This window comes from Acidimicrobiales bacterium, from assembly GCA_034521975.1.
In the GTDB taxonomy this organism is placed as follows: domain Bacteria; phylum Actinomycetota; class Acidimicrobiia; order Acidimicrobiales; family SKKL01; genus SKKL01.
Genome location: JAXHLR010000005.1, coordinates 298775 through 314399, shown reverse-complemented (window position 1 = coordinate 314399; position 15625 = coordinate 298775). Strand labels below are relative to the sequence as shown.

Sequence of the window (15625 nt, the reverse complement as noted above, 5' to 3'; positions counted from 1 at the left end):
CGACCGGGGCAGTGTGATGCAGTCGGGACACCACCCAACACCCGAGGGCGGCGAGCACACGCCCCAACCGGCGCGCCCGAGCCCCTCCCTGCTGCACCGTGCCGACCTCGCGATGTACGAGGCCAAGCGCAGTGGTCGCTGACGTGCCGGTGGACGGCCACCCCCTGATCGACCTCGCCCCGGTGGGACTGTCCTACTCCGACGGGGCGGGCCGGGTCCTCTACGCGAACCGGCGGTGGCGAGAGATCTCCGGATGCTGGGATCGGTTCCCCATCGCTCTCGAGCGGGTCCAGGCGCTCATCCACCCCGACGACCGACCGGTCGCAGCGGCTGCGCTCACCACCCTCGCAGAAGGCGACGAGGCGACGGTGCGGATCCGGCTCGCCGACACACGGGACCGGGCGCTCGCCCTCACCGTTCGCAGCCTGGACCAGCCGATGGAAGACGGGATCCGGTTCGTCAGCACCCTGAGCGACGTCAGCGAGCTCACCACCGTGATCGAGGAGCTGCAACGCAGCGAATCCCGCTTCCGGTCGGTCACCTCGGCCCTGCCCATCGGGGTCTTCCGCACCGATCGTGACGGCACCCTGTTCTGGGCCAACCGCCGGATGGAGGAGATCGCGGGGTACGAGATCGGCGAGAGCACCGGGCAGTCGGTCTTCCGATTCGTCCACCCCGAAGATCAGGAGGTGGTGTACACGCGGGCCCAGGAGGCACTGCTCCGGCGCGAGCCGTTCGAATCCACCCACCGGATGCTGACCCGCGACGGAACCCTGCGGTGGGTGATGGCACGATCCCAACCGATCGCCGCCCCGGACGGGCGGATCCTCGAACACGTCGGATCGATCGAGGACATCACCGAGCTCCACCTCCGCTCCGAAGGTCTCGCTCACCGCGCCGCCCACGACCCGCTGACTGGACTACCCAACCGCCACAGTCTCGAACGGATCACCCGCGACCTGTGCGAGCGCAGTCCGGGACGCAGCGACATCGGGGCGGTGTTCATCGACCTCGACGACTTCAAGGCCGTGAACGACACCTACGGCCACCAGGCAGGCGACCACGTGCTCGTGGCGGTGGCACAGCGTGTGGCTTCGGTCATCCGGGCCGAGGACGTCGTGGGACGCTACGGCGGCGACGAGTTCGTGGTGATCTGTCCCCGGCTCACCGATCCCGCGGTGCTGACCGCTGTCGCTCAGCGGGTCACTCACGCCATCGCCGACACCGCGATCGTCGATGACGCCCACGAGTACCGTGTCGGCGCCAGCGTCGGCACCAGCCTGGGGCCCGGCGAGGACACGGCCGAGCAGTTTCTGCATCGTGCCGACCTCGCCATGTACAAGGCCAAGCGCAGCGGTCGCTGACATGCCGGTAGAAGACGACCCCCTGGTCTACCTCGCGCCGGTGGGGCATCCACCCAGACTCAGCCGACGGTGAGGGTGCCCTCCATGCCGGCGTCGAAGTGTCCATCGATGGCGCAGATCACCTGGTACGTGCCGGCATCCTCGACGGTGAACGACTCGGTCACCGACTCACCGGCCGGGATCGCCTCGACCTCGAACAGGACCTTGTCCTCGGCGAAGTCGTCCTCGGACTCGATGTCCTCACCCTCCTTGAGCACTGCCCACTCGTGCTCGACGGAGCCGGAGTTGGTGAACTCGATGGTGAACTCCTCACCTGCGGACACCGACCAGGCGTCCGGATCGAACTTGAACTCCGTCGCCTCGGTCTCGATCTCCGTCGAGGTCGCGGCGTCGTCGTCGCCGCCACATGCACCGAGCAACAGGGCAGTGGCGCCGACCGCGACCACAACACCCTTCCTCCAATGGATCATGGATGCTTTCCCTTCGTTGTCGATTCCCCACGGTATCTCTCCAAGGGGCGGCTGAATTGGATCGAAGGCCACTTCGCCTCACTCCGCGCTGCTGGACAGGCCCCCGACCCAGGTGGCATAGAGACCCGCGTAGTGGCCACCGGCGGCCACCAGCTCGTCGTGGGTGCCGAGCTCGCGCAGGGTCCCCTCGGTGACCACGCCCACCCGATCGGCTCGCTCGGAGGTGGACAGGCGGTGGGCGATGACGATGACCGTGCGACCTCGCATCAGCACCTCCATGGCCTGCTCGACGAGCGCTTCGGTGCCGGGGTCGAGGCTGGAGGTGGCCTCGTCGAGCACCAGCACCGCCGGGTCGACCAGGGCTGCCCGCGCCAGGGACACGAGCTGCTTCTCACCCGCGGACAGACGTGAGCCGCGTTCGTTGACCTCGGTGTCGAGACCCTCGGGGAAGGCCTCGAACCGCTCGCGGACACCGAGCGCCTCCAGGGCGGCCAGCACCTCGGCGCCGCTCGCCTCGGGCCGCGCGAGCCGCACGTTGTCGAGCACCGTGCCGTGGAACAGGAACCCCTCCTGGGGTACCACCACGATCTGCTCGCGCAGCGACCGCAGCGTCGCGTCGCGCAGGTCGACCCCGCCCATGCGGATCGAGCCGCCGACCGGATCGTACATGCGGGCGATGAGCTTGGCGAGGGTCGACTTGCCGGCACCGGTCGGGCCCACCAGGGCCAGGCGCTCGCCGGCGGAGATGGTGAGGTCGACGTCGGCGAGGACCTCTTCGCCGTCGGGGCTGTAGCGGAACGACACGCCATCGACCTCGATGTCGCCGCGCTCGGGCAGGTCGATCGCACCGGGCCGTTCCTCGACGTCGACGTCGGTGTCGAGGAGCTGGAACAGCTTCTGCAGCGCGGCCCCCGACGATTGGAGCTGGTTGAACAGCTGGCTGAGCTGCTGGATCGGCTCGAACAGGTTCGACAATGTGAGGACGAAGAACGCCACCACGCCGATGGTGACGATGTCCTCGGTGACCATCCAGCCACCGACACCCAACGCGATGGCGGTGGTGAAGTAGCCGGCGAACTCGATGATCGGCACGTACCAGGCCTGAACCTTGACCGACTCCATGTGAGCGTCGTAGAGCTCGCGGTTGTCGGAGGCGAAGCGCCCGGCCTCGACCTCTTGACGGCCGTAGGCCTGGATGACCCGGACCCCGGCGATGCCCTCCTGGAGGCGCGAGAGGGTGTTGCCGATCCGGTCACGGACGGTCAGGTACGCCCGGTTGGAGTCGCGCTGGAACTTCACGCTGGCGATCACCACGAACGGGACGGCGACAACACAGACCAGCATCAGCTGCCACGAGGTGACGGTCAGCCACACCAGGGCGATGCCGAGCAACATGATCGCCGACACGAAGTGGAGCAGGCCCACCTGCACCAGCTCCTGCATGGCGTCGACGTCAGAGGTCATGCGGGAGATGATCACGCCCGCCTTCTCGCGGTCGTAGAACGGCATCGAGAGGCGCTGCAGGTGAGCGAACACCCGCACGCGGATGTCGCGCAGGAAGCTCTCGCCCACCGTGGCCAGGCTCACGATCGCATTGCGTTGGGCCAGGTAGTGGACGATGGCCACCAGGACATAGAGCACGATCGCCGTGTTGAGCACCCCGGTGTCGCGCGGGGTGATCCCGGAGTCGATCGCCCAGCCGACCAGGCGAGGCCCGAGCAGGATGCAGGTGGTGTAGGTGCCGATCAGCGCGATCGCGATCCACAGCCGCCGCCGATAGGGGCCCATCATCGCCAGGGCCCGGCGGATCACGTGCTTGGCCTGCTCGGCGTCGAGCTTGTCGGCCTCGTCGATGCCTGCGGGAACGCCCCTCACTGCTGGGGCTCCCCGGTCAGCTCGCCAGGTGCCTCGATGGCGGCGAGGACCTCGCGGTAGCGCGCGCTGGAGCGGAGGAGCTCGTCGTGGGACCCCTCGGCGATGATGCGGCCACCGTCGAGGAGCACGACCCGATCGGCCAGGGCGATGGTGGCAGGACGGTGGGCGATCACGACCGTGGTGCGCCCGGCCATCACCTCGCCGAGGGCGTCGCGGATCTCGTGCTCCTTGGTGGGATCGACCGAGGAGGTGGCGTCGTCGAGGATCAGCACCCGGGGGTCGGCGAGGATCGCCCGGGCGATGGCGATGCGTTGGCGCTGGCCCCCGGACAGCGAGAAGCCCCGCTCGCCGATCTCGGTGAGGTACCCGAAGGGAAGCTCGGTGATGAAGTCGTGGGCACCCGACAGGCGCGCCGCCCGCTCGATCTGCTCCTCGGGAGCATCGGGGTCGGCGAAGGCGATGTTGGCGGCGATGGTGTCGGAGAACAGGAAGGTCTCCTCGAAGACGATGCCAACGGCGCGTCGCAGCTCGGCCAGCGGCACGTCGCGGACGTCGACGCCGTCGATGAGGACACAACCCTCCTCGACGTCGTAGAAGCGGGGGATGAGCCGGGCGATGGTGCTCTTGCCGGCACCCGTTGGCCCGACCAGCGCCACCGACTCCCCCGCCTCGATCTGCAGGTCGAGCCCGTCGAGCACCCGTTCACCGCTCGCGTACGAGAACCCGACCCGGTCGAAGGTCACGGCACCGAGATGGGGCCCGGCCGAGGGCAACGAGGTCGGATGGGCGGGATCGACGATGCGCGGGGCGGTGGAGAGCACCTCGGCCACGCGGGCACCCGCGGCTGCGGCCCGCTGGGCCTGGGCGATGATCATCCCCAACATCCGCAACGGCTGGATCAGCAGCACGACATAGAGGTTGAACTGCAGCAGGGTTCCGATGGTGAGATCGCCGTTGAGCACCTGGTGGCCGCCATAGGCGAGCACGGCGATGAGGCCGACGTTGGGCATCAGCTCGATCGCGGGGAGGTACCTGGCCCGCACCCTCGACGCGTCCATCGCCGCGTCGAAGACATCGCCGGCCTCGGTCCCCAGCCGCTGGGACTGGGCCCGCTCGGCACCGAAGCCCTTCACGACCCGTATCCCCTGCACGGTCTCGTCGACGACCGAGGCCAGCTGCGCCGACTCCTCCTGGATGCGCATGACGTTGGGGAACAGGTTGGTGGAGAACTTGCGACCGAGGATGTTCACCAGCGGCAACGCCCCCAGGGCGAACAGGGTGAGGATCGGGTCGATGACGAAGAGGATCACGGTCACCGCGCTGACGGTGAGGGCATTGGAGATCGTGATGGGGATCATCACGACGACCTGCTGGACCTGTTGCAGGTCGGTGTTGCCCCGGCTCATCAGCTGACCGGCCTGGGTGTGGTCGTGGTAGGCGAAGTGCAGCCGCTGGATGTGGGCGTACACCTGGTCGCGCAGCGCCGCCTCGGTGCGGCGAGCCTCGCGGAACGCCTGGTACCGCCGCGCCCCGGCGAAGACGGCCGAGGTCCCCCCGGCCACCAGCACCATCAGCGCCCAGAAGCGGATCTGGTCCAAGTCGGGAGGTTCGGCTTCGATGCCCCGGTCGACGCCCTGCTGGACCACCCACGGGACCGTCACCTTGCCGATGGTCCAGAAGACCCCGATGACCACGCCGAGGGCGATGCCCCGCTTCTGGATCCTGACCCGCTCGGCGAGCAGCGACCACCCCGCTCGGGTGGTCAGTGGTTCCGCGGTCGTGATGAGTTCGTCCCCTCGTTGATCGTCCGCCCCGGCAGCAATTGCTTCCAGAGTCTAATGATCAGGCCCCGGGCACGAACAATCGAGTTCGTGCCGGCCGCCGATGCCCTCGGGCCGGGCCGGGTTGGCGCTCAGCCGAGCAGCGCTGGGGAGAGCCGCCGCCAGGCGTCCATCGGCAACGCGGTCGCATCGCTGTCGATCACCTGGATGCACACGTGGTCGGCCCCGGCCTCGTGGTGGGCCCGGACCCGCTCGCCGATGGCATCGACATCGCCCCATGCCACGATGGCGTCCACGAGACGATCGCTGCCACCACCGGCGAGGTCGTCTTCGGTGAACCCCATCCGCAACAGATTCCTCGCGTAGTTGGGAAGCTGGAGGTAGCCGGCCATGTGTGAGCGGGCGAGGGTGCGGGCCGTGTCGGCATCGGTCTCGAGCAACACGGCCTGTTCCGGAGCGAGCACGGGCCCCGGTCCCAGGTGTTCGCGGGCGAAGGCCGTGTGCTCGACGGGCACAAAGTACGGGTGCGCACCGAGTGCGCGTTCGCGCGCCAGATCGAGCATCCGAGGTCCGAGCGCGGCCAGCATCCGCGACGGCGGCACCGCCGGCTGGGCGGCGAAGAACACCGCCTCGTCCATGGCGTCGAGGTAGGCGCGCATCCGCTCGAGCGGTCGGTCCCACCGCTGGCCCAGCATCTGGTCGACCGACGGTGCATGGCTCACGCCCAACCCCATCAGGAAGCGCCCGCCGTAGGCCTCGTTCAGGGTCCTCCACCCCGCGGCCGCAGCCATGGGGTGACGCATCCAGATGCTGGCGATGCCGGTGGCGATGATCGCCCGTTCGGTCGCCGAGAGGAGCAGCGCGGCGTTGGCCAGCGCTTCGCGCCCGACCGCCTCGGGCACCCAGATCGTGCCGTAGCCCAGCGACTCGAGCTCGGCGACCGCCTCCGCGCTCTCCGACGCGGGCTGCAGGTCGAGCGCAAAGGTCCAGATCCCCACCCGTCCGAGTTCCATGGTGTGACGGTACCCCGCCACGGTCGATCCGCCGGTACGGTGGTCCCGTGGTGACACCGCCTGCCGACACCGGGGGCCTGGCCGGGGTCGGGCTGGAGCGGACCTGGCTCGACGGGTCGGCCTGGGTCGATCTGGCACGGGGTTGGCTGGCCGAGCCCGATGAGGTGTACGAAGCGGTCCGCGAGTCGGTGCCCTGGCGCCAGGGCCGGCTCTGGCGCTACGAACGGTGGGTCGATGAGCCGCGCCTGGGAGGTCGCTTCGCCGAGGGGACCCAGGTCCACCCGGCGATCGCCGCCACCCAGCGCACCCTGCAGCACCACTATCGGGTCCAGTTCGGCCGGCCGGGACTGGCCTACTACCGCCATGGTGACGACATGATGGCGTTCCACCGCGACCGCGACATGCGGTGGCTCGACGACACCGTGATCGCGCTGTTGGTGCTCGGCGCCCGACGGCCGTTCCACCTCCGACCACGACCCAACCGGTGGGACCACGAGGCAGCGGCGAAGGGCGCCATCGTCGACCTCTCCCCCGGCCGAGGCGACCTCATCGTCATGGGCGGGGCCTGCCAGGCCCGCTGGGAGCACTCGGTGCCCGCCGCCCTCGGTGTGGCCGACGGCCGGATCTCGGTGCAGTGGCGGTGGACCTCGCGCCGTGGTCGCCCCGAGATCGGCAGCTCGTACCGGGCCCCGCGCGTCTACAGCCGCTGACCTTCGCCAGCCGATCCGTTCCGTGAAGCGAATCCAACCCATGCGGTTGGAAACCCTTCACAGTTCGGCGACGGGTGGACGTGCTCAGTCGAGACGTCGCAGGTCGGCGGCGTAGCGCGTGGCGCGAGCGACGTAGGACTCGACGCCACGGCTGATCTGGCTCGGCTCGACCGAGTCGGGGCGGATCTTGGCCGGGACGCCGAGCGCCATGGCACCTGCCGGCACCTCCATGTCGTTGGGGACCACCGCGTTGGCGCCGACGAGCGCGCCCGAGCGGACGATCGCCCGGTGCAGCACGACCGATCCGGAACCCACCAGCGCACCGTCTTCGATCGTGCACCCCTCGAGGTGGACGATGTGGCCGATCACACAGTCCGAGCCGACCCTGGTCGGAGCCTCGGCGGTGGTGTGGAGCACCGAGTTGTCCTGGATCGAGGTGCGGTCGCCGATGACGATGCCCCCGTCGTCGCCACGCAGCACCGCCCCGGGCCACACCGACGACTCGGCCCCGATGGTGACATCGCCGATCACCACGGCCTCGGGATGGACATAGGCGGTCGGGTCGATCCGGGGTTCCTGGGCGCCGAGGGCGTAGAGGGCCATGGGTCAGTCCACCGGACGGAACGAGCCGTAGCCACCCCGAAAGAACACCAGGGGATCGGCCTCGCGCTCGATCGACAGGTCGACGACCCTGCCGATGACGATCCAGTGATCGCCCGAATCGACGGTCTGCTCGGTGACGCAATCGACCCAGCCGATCACGTTGTCGAGCAGCGGTGACCCAGTGCTCGCCGGCCGCCAGGCGACGTCGGTGAACTTGTCGTAGATGCGACTGGCGAAGTGGTTGCTCACCCCGGCCTGGTCGTCGGCCAGGAAGTTCACCGCGAAGCAGTTGGCGGGAGCGATCCGCGGCCACGAGCTCGAACCCTTGTCGGCACACAGCCCGACCAACGGCGGGTCGAGCGACACCGAGAAGAACGACCCCACCGTCATGCCCGTCGGCTCGCCGTCGGGGGCAGCGGTCACGACGGTCACCCCGGTGGGGAAGTTGCCGAAGGCGCGGCGCAGGTCGAGTGGGTCGAACGACACGGGATCGTCGGTGGTCACGGACAACGGCTCCGATCAGCTGAGTGAGATGGTGAGGCCCTCGTAGGCCGAGACGACCTCGAGGTCGGGCGCAGCCAGTCTGCGCGCGGCACCCAGGAGGCAGTCGAGCCAGCCGTCGTCGTGCATGGGATCGTGGTGGAACAGCGCCAGGCGGCGGGCACCGCACTGGTTCGCGACGTGCACCGCGTAGTCGACGGTGCAGTGGCCCCAGTCGCACTTGGCGGCGTACTCATCGGCGGTGTACTGGGCATCGTGGATCAACAGGTCGACGTCGCGGCACAGGTCGAGCACGCCCTGGTCGACCTCGAAGGACTGGCCGTCGGGCTGCTGGTGATCGCTGACGTAGGCGACCGACGCCCCCGCCCAGTCGAGCCGGTAGCCGTTGGTGACTCCCACATGGGGAACCGGCGCGGCGGTGATGGTGGCGTCACCGACCGAGACGGTGCCGGAGGCGAAGTCGTGGAACGAGATGTCGCCCTTGAGGTCGGCGATGGTGACCGGGAAGTACGGCGGACGCATGAACCCCGCGAACGACTCGCTGAGGCTGGTTCCCGGCTCGGCCCGAGGACCGTAGATGTCGAGCATGCCACCGGAGCGGAGGGTGGGGAGGAAGAACGGCAGGCCCTGGACGTGGTCCCAGTGCAGGTGGGTGACGAAGGCCGAACCTCGGAAATCGACGTCGGCGGCCACGGTCTCGCCGTAGGCACGCAAGCCGGTTCCGATGTCGAAGATGATCGGTTGCGACCCGTGCTCGGCGTCGCGCCCGCCACCGGGCCGGTCGACCACGATGCAGGCGGTGTTGCCGCCATAGCGCGCGTTCGCGGGACTCGGACACGGTGTGGATCCACGTACTCCGAAGAACGTCACATTGACCACAGACTCCCCCTTCGGGGGCGAGCGTAACGGAACGTCCCGCCCGGGCTCACAACGTGTGACTGAAGTCTCAGTCTCCGCGGGTCGGGCCGCTCCCCTAGAGTCGCGCACCATGACGATCAGCCACGGTCAGGTGTCGGCCAACGGGGTCAACTTCGCCTATCTCGACGCGGGCGAGGGACCCCTCGCTCTGTGCCTGCACGGTTTCCCCGACTGTGCGTGGACGTGGCGCCACCTCCTTCCCGAGCTGGCCGAAGCGGGCTACCGGGCGGTGGCTCCGTTCATGCGCGGGTACGCACCCACCTCGGTCCCCGACGACGGCGTCTACCAGACCGGCGCGCTGGCTGCCGACGCCTGTGCCCTGCACGAGGCGCTCGGGGGCGATGCCGATTCGGTGATCATCGGCCACGACTGGGGTGCGGTGGCCACCTACGGGGCTGCGAGCCTCGAACCCGATCGCTGGTCCAAGGTGGTCGGTGCGGCGGTTCCCCCGGGGGGAGCGCTGGCCAACGCCTTCCTCGACTACGACCAGCTGCGGTTGTCCTGGTACATGTTCTTCTTCCAGCACGGTTTGGCCGACGTGGTCGTTCCCATGAACGACCTGGCCTTCATCGACCGGCTCTGGGCCGACTGGTCACCGGGCTACGACGCGTCCGACGACCTCCCCCGGGTCAAAGACGCCATGCGCGATCCCGCGAACCTCGCTGCCGCGCTCGGCTACTACCGGGCGACCCTCGGCGATGGGCCACGGTCGCCCACCTACGACGCCGCCCAGCAAGCCACCGGCCAGATGCCGTCACAGCCCACCCTCTACCTTCACGGGCTCGACGACGGCTGCATCGCCCCCAGCGTGGCCGAGGGGATCCAGGGGTCCCTCGCCGGCTCGGACTCACAGGTGGTGGTGGTCGAGCGTGCGGGGCACTTCCTGCACCTCGAACGTCCTGAGCTGGCCAACGGGGTGATCCTGGAGTTCCTCGGCGAGACCTGACCGACAGCGCGGAGCGACCGACGGCGCCCGGGGTTCGGGGTCCACCGCCGGTCAGGGGAGGCGAAGCGCGCCGTCGGCGTCGCGCTCGATCAAACCATCGGCGACCAGGGATCGGGCGACTCGTTCCGCTCTGGCCGGGTCCGAGGGGAGCCCGGCGGCGCCGCCGACGTCACCGGCAGACACCGTGCCACCGGCGACCGCCGCCAGGAGGCGACCGCGGGCCTGGCGGTCCGAACCGGCGAAGGGGGCCTGGCGGCCGCTCACCAGCGCCGAGCCGCTGGCCGGGTCCGGGGGCGGGTTGCCGGCAGAGCGCCAGGCGCAGCACGGCTCGGCCGGGCACTCGTCGCACCGGGGCTCCCTCGGGCGACACACGGTCGATCCCAGCTGCATCAGCGTCTGGTTCCACCACCAGCCGTGCCCGTCCGGGACCGCGGCCGCCGATGCCGCTCGCGCCTCGGTCGCGGTCAGTCGACGTCCGTGCCAACGGGCGAGGACCCTGGCGATGTTGGTGTCGACCACCCCAACGTCGTGCTCGAACGCGAACGCCAGCACCGCGCTCGCCGTGTACGGGCCGACACCGGGCAACGCCAGCAACGCCTCGTGATCCTCGGGAACCGCTCCCCCGTGCCGGCCGACGATCACCCCGGCGGCCCGATGCAGGTGCCGGGCCCGGCGCGGGTAGCCGAGGCCGGACCACAGCTCGACCACCTCACCGAGGCGTGCGGTCGCACAGGATGCGGGATCGGGCCAACGGGCCAGGAACGATGCCCATTTCGGGACGACGCGGGCGACCTGGGTCTGCTGGGCCATCACCTCCGACACCAACACCGCCCACGGGTCACGGGTCCGCCGCCATGGCAGGTCGCTGAGGTGCCGGTGACCCCAGTCGATGACCCGTTGCTGGTCGGGGGTCACCTGGCCACCGCCGGAGACGTCACTCCCAGATGTCGTCACCGTAGGGCCGCTGGCGCGCGGGAGCGTGCTCACGCTTCCAGACCATCACCTTGCGGCGGAAGTAGCAGACCTCTTCGCCCCGCTGGTTGAGGCCCTTGGTCTCGACGCTGACGATCCCGCGGTCGGGCTTGGAGGACGACTCCTTCACCTCCAGCACCCTCGTCTCGGCATAGATGGTGTCGCCGTGGAACGTCGGCTTCTTGTGCGACAGGGTCTCGACCTCGAGGTTGGCGATCGCCGCGCCGCTCACATCAGGAACGCTCATGCCCAGCACCAGCGAGTAGACGAGGTTACCGACCACCACGTTCTTTCCGTGCACCGTCTCGTTCTCGGCGAACCAGGAGTTGGTGTGCAGCGGGTGATGGTTCATCGTGATCATGCAGAACAGGTGATCGTCGGCCTCGGTGATCGTCTTGCCCGGCCAGTGACGGTAGATGTCGCCCACCTGGAAGTCCTCGAGGTAGCGGCCGAACGGGCGGTCATGGGTCGTCACGGGTGTTCCTCCGAGGCAGGGATGGCCGGCGGGCGCCGCCGACCCCATGGTGTGCGGTCGCCCCGATCGTAGGGATGCGGCTCCCCCCATCACCAAGTCCCACCGCCCGGATATGAGCCCGCCGCTACCGATCGGTACTGTTGGGCCCCATGACCACGCCTGATCTGGATGCCGCTGCCGCTGCCATCGATGCCGCCGACCGAGTCGTCGCCGCCGCCACCACGAGGCTCGCCAACGGGTCGGTCGACGACGACCAGGTGCTGGCCTACGACCTCGCCCATGCCGCATCGGCGATGGCGACGGGTCGGGCCATGCTCGACTACGGCAACAACGGCGAGCTGGAGGCCAAACTGACCTGTGCCTTCGTCGCCGACGCCGTGGCCGACCTGGCCACCAAGGTCTTCGGGCGCGAAGCGTTGTGGGGTGTCGAACCCGATGCGCTCGACACCACCCGGGAGCTGGTCGGCACCTACCGCGACCCCGAGTTCCTGGCCGGCCTGGCCGGCCAGGCCGGTCCCCGCCACCTCGACGACGACTTCGAGATGGTCCAGGACACGTTCCGACGCTTCGCCGAGAACGAGATCCGCCCGGTCGCCGAGCACATCCACCGTCACAACGAGGACATCCCCGAACGGATCATCGCGGGGCTGGCCGAGATGGGCGGCTTCGCCATGTCGGTGCCCGAGGCCTACGGCGGCTTCGCCAGCGGCACCGAGAGCGACTACATGGGCATGGTCGTGGCCACCGAGGAGCTCTCACGCGGTTCGCTCGGTGCCGGCGGGTCCTTGATCACCCGCCCCGAGATCCTCACCCGAGCCCTCGAAGCCGGCGGGACCGAGGCCCAGAAGGAGTACTGGCTGCCCAAGCTGGCCTCGGCCGAGGCGATGGCCGCGGTGGCGGTCACCGAGCCGGACTACGGCTCCGACGTGGCCAACATCAAGGTCACCGCCGCCAAGACCGATGGCGGGTGGCTGGTCAACGGGGTGAAGACCTGGTGCACCTTCGGGGCCCGTGCCGACGTGCTCATGTTGCTGGCCCGCACCGACACCGACCGGTCGAAGACCCACAAGGGCCTCACGCTGTTCTGCGTGCCCAAGGAGCGCGGCGACGGTCACGGCTTCGAGCTCACCCAGGAGGCCGGGGCCGACGGGGGCGCACCCGGGGGCGCGAAGATGGAGGGCCGTCCGATCGACACGATCGGCTACCGGGGCATGCACTCCTATGAGATCGCGTTCGACAACTGGTTCGTGTCCGACGACAACCAGGTCGGGGGCGAGGACGGTCTTGGCCGCGGCTTCTACTACCAGATGTCGGGGTTCGAGAACGGTCGACTTCAGACCGCGGCCCGCGCCGTTGGCGTCATGCAGGCCGCCTACGAGGAGGCGGTCCGCTACGCCGAGGACCGCAAGGTGTTCGGCCAGCCCATCTCCGAGTACCAGCTCACCCAAACCAAGCTCGCCCGCATGGCCTTCACGATCCAGGCCGCACGTCAGTTCTCGTACCTCGTCGCCAACCTGATGGCCAAGGGCGAGGGTTCGCTCGAGGCATCGATGGTCAAGGCCTATGTGTGTCGGGCCGCCGAGTGGGTCACCCGCGAGGCCATGCAGATCCACGGCGGCTTCGGCTACGCCGAGGAGTACCCGGTCAGCCGGTACTTCGTCGATGCGAGGGTGCTGTCGATCTTCGAGGGTGCCGACGAGACGCTCTGCCTGAAGGTGATCGCCCGCAAGCTCGTCGCCCAGCACACCGGCTGAGCAAGAGGTCGGATCGGCGCTGGCCCGGTCTCCTCAGAGCTGGGTGAACAGCTCCGGCGCGATCGGGCAGTCGGTGCGCGCGAGCGCGTCGGCCACGGGCTCGGGGCCCTGCGGGCCGGCCACCTGATCGACCAGCTCGAGTGGCACCACCTCATCGTCGGCGTCCCACGGATCGTCCACCTCCACCCTCGACACGAGGGCGTCCCACATCCGTCGCGGCAGGAGCCGGCCGGCGCCACCCACGAGCCACACGGGTACCCCTGCGTGGCGGGCCGTGGCCGCCGCGGCCCGCGACCCCGCCACCCCGAGGAAGGCGTCGGGGCCGATCGCCGATGCCTCCAACAACACCAGGTCGGAGTCGGCCGCGGCAGCGCCGAGCCCGATCGAGGGGACGTCGACCGCGTCGATGTCGCTCAGGATCAACCGGTGCACCAGCCCGGACCCCTCGCCCAGCGCGTCGACCACCAGTGCCACGACATCGCCACGTCGGATCAGGGCCTCGGCAACGGTGTCGGGCCAGCCCAACAGGCAGACGGTGGCATCGTCGGGCAGGGCGTACGACAGCTCGCGGGCCGTGCGATCGGCGTCCATCTCCTCGACCGCCGCCCACGCTTCGCGGAGCGGATCGGGAGCGGTCAGCACCCGGGCCGCGAGCCACCACATCGGACCCGAGGAGGGCTGGCGGGCGACCACCCGGCGACAGGCCGTGATCAGCCCCGAGGGGTCCGAACCGAAGGATCCGAGCGCGGCTGCGGTCTCGCGGACCAGCAGCGCGTGGGGCGCGCCTGAGGCCCTGGCCACGTAGCGAAGCCGCTCGATCGGGTGCACGGAGACGACGCTACCGGGGTGCGACGGAGGCGAGTCGGGTCAGACGCCCGGCTTCCAGACCATGATGATCAGCATCAGCACCAGCAGCAGGTGGAGGATCCCGCCGAACATGGCGGCCTTCTTGTAGGCGGCCTCGTCGCCCGGCTCCCGCGCCACCGACCGCTCGGCGGGGATCAGGACGAGGAACAGCACCGCCAGCATCGCGAACCAGATCGCGAACGCGGCCGAGATCCACGGGTCGCTGAACTCATAGGCGCTGTCGGACATCGGGATCATGGCCACGCCGAGCACGCCGGCAAGCGCCAGCGCAGGGAAGTGGATCTTGACCGACCCGTCGACGATGGTCTGGTTGAGGGCCCTGGCGGCATCGCCCGGCAGCCGCTTGGCCAGACCGCCGAGGCGGGGATGCACGAAGGCCGAGGCGAAGGCCACGATGACCGCGGCGATGTGGAGCAGGTAGACGAGCTGGTAGGCGAAGTTGTCCTGGCGCAAGACGGCGAACACGAGTGCTCCTCTGTCGGATCGGTTACTCGGCCAGGGCCGCGATGGCCTCGGCCACGGCCAGGCTACGACGTGCGTTGTCGACGTGGAGGTTCTCGATCATGCGCCCGTCGACGGTGACCACCCCCTTGCCGTCGGCCTGGGCCGCCTCGAAGGCCTCGATCACCTTGCGGGCGTCGGCGATCTGGTCCTCGGTGGGGGCCCAGATCCGGTTGGCGGGCTCGACCTGGTCGGGGTGCACCAGGGTCTTGCCATCGAAGCCCATCTCGAAGCCCTGACGGGCCTCGGCCTCGAAGCCCTCGGGGTCTCGCACGTCGTTGTAGACGCCGTCGACGATCGCCGTGCCGGCCTCGCGGGCGGCGAGCAGCGCGGTGGCCAGGTGCGGTACCAGCGGCGCGCGCCCCGGTACCAGCTCGGCCCGCAGCTCCTTGGCCAGGTCGTTGGTGCCCATGACCAGCACGGCGACCCGCTCGAAGGCGGCGATCTCGCGAGCGTTGAAGATGGCCTCGGGGGTCTCGACCATGGCCCAGATGCGGGTGTGGTCGGGTGCTCCGGCGGCCTCGAGGCGACCCGCCACCTCGGCGAGGGCGGCGGCTCCGGACACCTTGGGGATCACGACCGCGGCCGGCGCTGCCTTGGCCGCGGCGGCCAGATCGTCGGCTCCCCAGGGGGTGTCGAGCCCGTTGCAGCGGATCGTCAGCTCGCGACGGCCATAGTCGCCGGAGGCGGCCGCGGCGCAGGCCTGGTCGCGGGCGGTCTCCTTGGAGTCGGGGGCGACGGCGTCCTCGAGGTCGAAGATCAGGGCGTCGGCGGCGATGGTCTTGGCCTTCTCCAGCGCCCGAGCGTTGGCCGCCGGCATGTAGAGCACCGAGCGGCGGGGGCGCAGCGATTCGTCGGTCATCAGGTCGATCTCC

The 15625-nt window shown here is 69.6% G+C and carries 16 protein-coding genes; 4 read left to right on the top strand and 12 right to left on the bottom strand.

Going from position 1 to position 15625, the window contains the following annotated elements; all coding sequences use genetic code 11:
- The first annotated feature begins 149 nt into the window (after window positions 1–149).
- Window positions 150–1364, top strand: a complete 1215-nt coding sequence (locus U5K29_08340; protein MDZ7678548.1) for a diguanylate cyclase — start codon at window positions 150–152, stop codon at window positions 1362–1364.
- A gap of 59 nt (window positions 1365–1423) precedes the next feature.
- Here U5K29_08340 and U5K29_08335 read toward each other — a convergent pair whose 3' ends face one another.
- The 4 genes from U5K29_08335 to U5K29_08320 form a co-directional block, all read right to left on the bottom strand.
- A complete protein-coding gene (locus U5K29_08335; protein MDZ7678547.1) occupies window positions 1424–1834 on the bottom strand; it encodes a cupredoxin domain-containing protein in 411 nt (136 codons plus the stop codon).
- Window positions 1835–1912: 78 nt separating this feature from the next.
- Window positions 1913–3709, bottom strand: a complete 1797-nt coding sequence (locus tag U5K29_08330) for an ABC transporter ATP-binding protein (GenBank protein ID MDZ7678546.1) — start codon at window positions 3707–3709, stop codon at window positions 1913–1915.
- The gene (locus U5K29_08325; protein ID MDZ7678545.1) at window positions 3706–5403 is read right to left on the bottom strand and encodes an ABC transporter ATP-binding protein; all 1698 of its coding nucleotides are present in this window, start codon (window positions 5401–5403) and stop codon (window positions 3706–3708) included. Before U5K29_08325 ends, U5K29_08330 begins: the two co-directional genes overlap by 4 nt.
- Before the next feature lie 218 nt (window positions 5404–5621).
- Entirely contained in the window at window positions 5622–6503 is an 882-nt protein-coding gene (locus tag U5K29_08320; GenBank protein ID MDZ7678544.1) for an LLM class F420-dependent oxidoreductase, read from the bottom strand.
- A 47-nt stretch (window positions 6504–6550) separates the two neighbouring features.
- On the opposite strand from U5K29_08320, the gene U5K29_08315 reads away from it, so the two are divergent.
- Complete coding sequence (locus tag U5K29_08315; protein ID MDZ7678543.1) at window positions 6551–7213, top strand: alpha-ketoglutarate-dependent dioxygenase AlkB; 663 nt, start codon at window positions 6551–6553, stop codon at window positions 7211–7213.
- A gap of 84 nt (window positions 7214–7297) precedes the next feature.
- Here U5K29_08315 and U5K29_08310 read toward each other — a convergent pair whose 3' ends face one another.
- From U5K29_08310 to U5K29_08300, 3 genes are read right to left on the bottom strand one after another with little or no spacing between them, the layout of a single operon-like run.
- On the bottom strand, window positions 7298–7816 hold the full coding sequence (locus U5K29_08310; protein MDZ7678542.1) for a gamma carbonic anhydrase family protein: 519 nt from the start codon (window positions 7814–7816) through the stop codon (window positions 7298–7300).
- 3 nt (window positions 7817–7819) lie between these two features.
- Window positions 7820–8320, bottom strand: a complete 501-nt coding sequence (locus U5K29_08305; protein MDZ7678541.1) for a flavin reductase family protein — start codon at window positions 8318–8320, stop codon at window positions 7820–7822.
- A 15-nt stretch (window positions 8321–8335) separates the two neighbouring features.
- The gene (locus U5K29_08300) at window positions 8336–9106 is read right to left on the bottom strand and encodes an MBL fold metallo-hydrolase (protein MDZ7678540.1); all 771 of its coding nucleotides are present in this window, start codon (window positions 9104–9106) and stop codon (window positions 8336–8338) included.
- A 199-nt stretch (window positions 9107–9305) separates the two neighbouring features.
- Here U5K29_08300 and U5K29_08295 point away from each other — a divergent pair, with 199 nt between their 5' ends.
- Window positions 9306–10181, top strand: coding sequence for an alpha/beta hydrolase (locus U5K29_08295; protein ID MDZ7678539.1), 876 nt, complete (start codon window positions 9306–9308; stop codon window positions 10179–10181).
- Between the two features lie 51 nt (window positions 10182–10232).
- Here U5K29_08295 and U5K29_08290 read toward each other — a convergent pair whose 3' ends face one another.
- Window positions 10233–11096 (bottom strand): A/G-specific adenine glycosylase, encoded by an 864-nt coding sequence (locus tag U5K29_08290; protein MDZ7678538.1) that lies wholly within the window; start codon window positions 11094–11096, stop codon window positions 10233–10235.
- 19 nt (window positions 11097–11115) lie between these two features.
- Window positions 11116–11628: a MaoC family dehydratase gene (locus U5K29_08285; protein MDZ7678537.1), complete on the bottom strand. Its 513-nt coding sequence runs from the start codon at window positions 11626–11628 to the stop codon at window positions 11116–11118.
- 149 nt (window positions 11629–11777) lie between these two features.
- On the opposite strand from U5K29_08285, the gene U5K29_08280 reads away from it, so the two are divergent.
- Entirely contained in the window at window positions 11778–13382 is a 1605-nt protein-coding gene (locus U5K29_08280; protein MDZ7678536.1) for an acyl-CoA dehydrogenase family protein, read from the top strand.
- A 33-nt stretch (window positions 13383–13415) separates the two neighbouring features.
- On the opposite strand, the gene U5K29_08275 is transcribed toward U5K29_08280, so the two are convergent.
- Genes U5K29_08275 through U5K29_08265 form a run of 3 tightly spaced genes read right to left on the bottom strand, consistent with a single transcriptional unit; the run spans window position 13416 to window position 15612 of the window.
- Window positions 13416–14210 (bottom strand): hypothetical protein, encoded by a 795-nt coding sequence (locus tag U5K29_08275; protein ID MDZ7678535.1) that lies wholly within the window; start codon window positions 14208–14210, stop codon window positions 13416–13418.
- Window positions 14211–14249: 39 nt separating this feature from the next.
- On the bottom strand, window positions 14250–14714 hold the full coding sequence (locus tag U5K29_08270; protein MDZ7678534.1) for a hypothetical protein: 465 nt from the start codon (window positions 14712–14714) through the stop codon (window positions 14250–14252).
- 22 nt (window positions 14715–14736) lie between these two features.
- Window positions 14737–15612 (bottom strand): CoA ester lyase, encoded by an 876-nt coding sequence (locus U5K29_08265; protein ID MDZ7678533.1) that lies wholly within the window; start codon window positions 15610–15612, stop codon window positions 14737–14739.
- Window positions 15613–15625 lie beyond the last annotated feature (13 nt).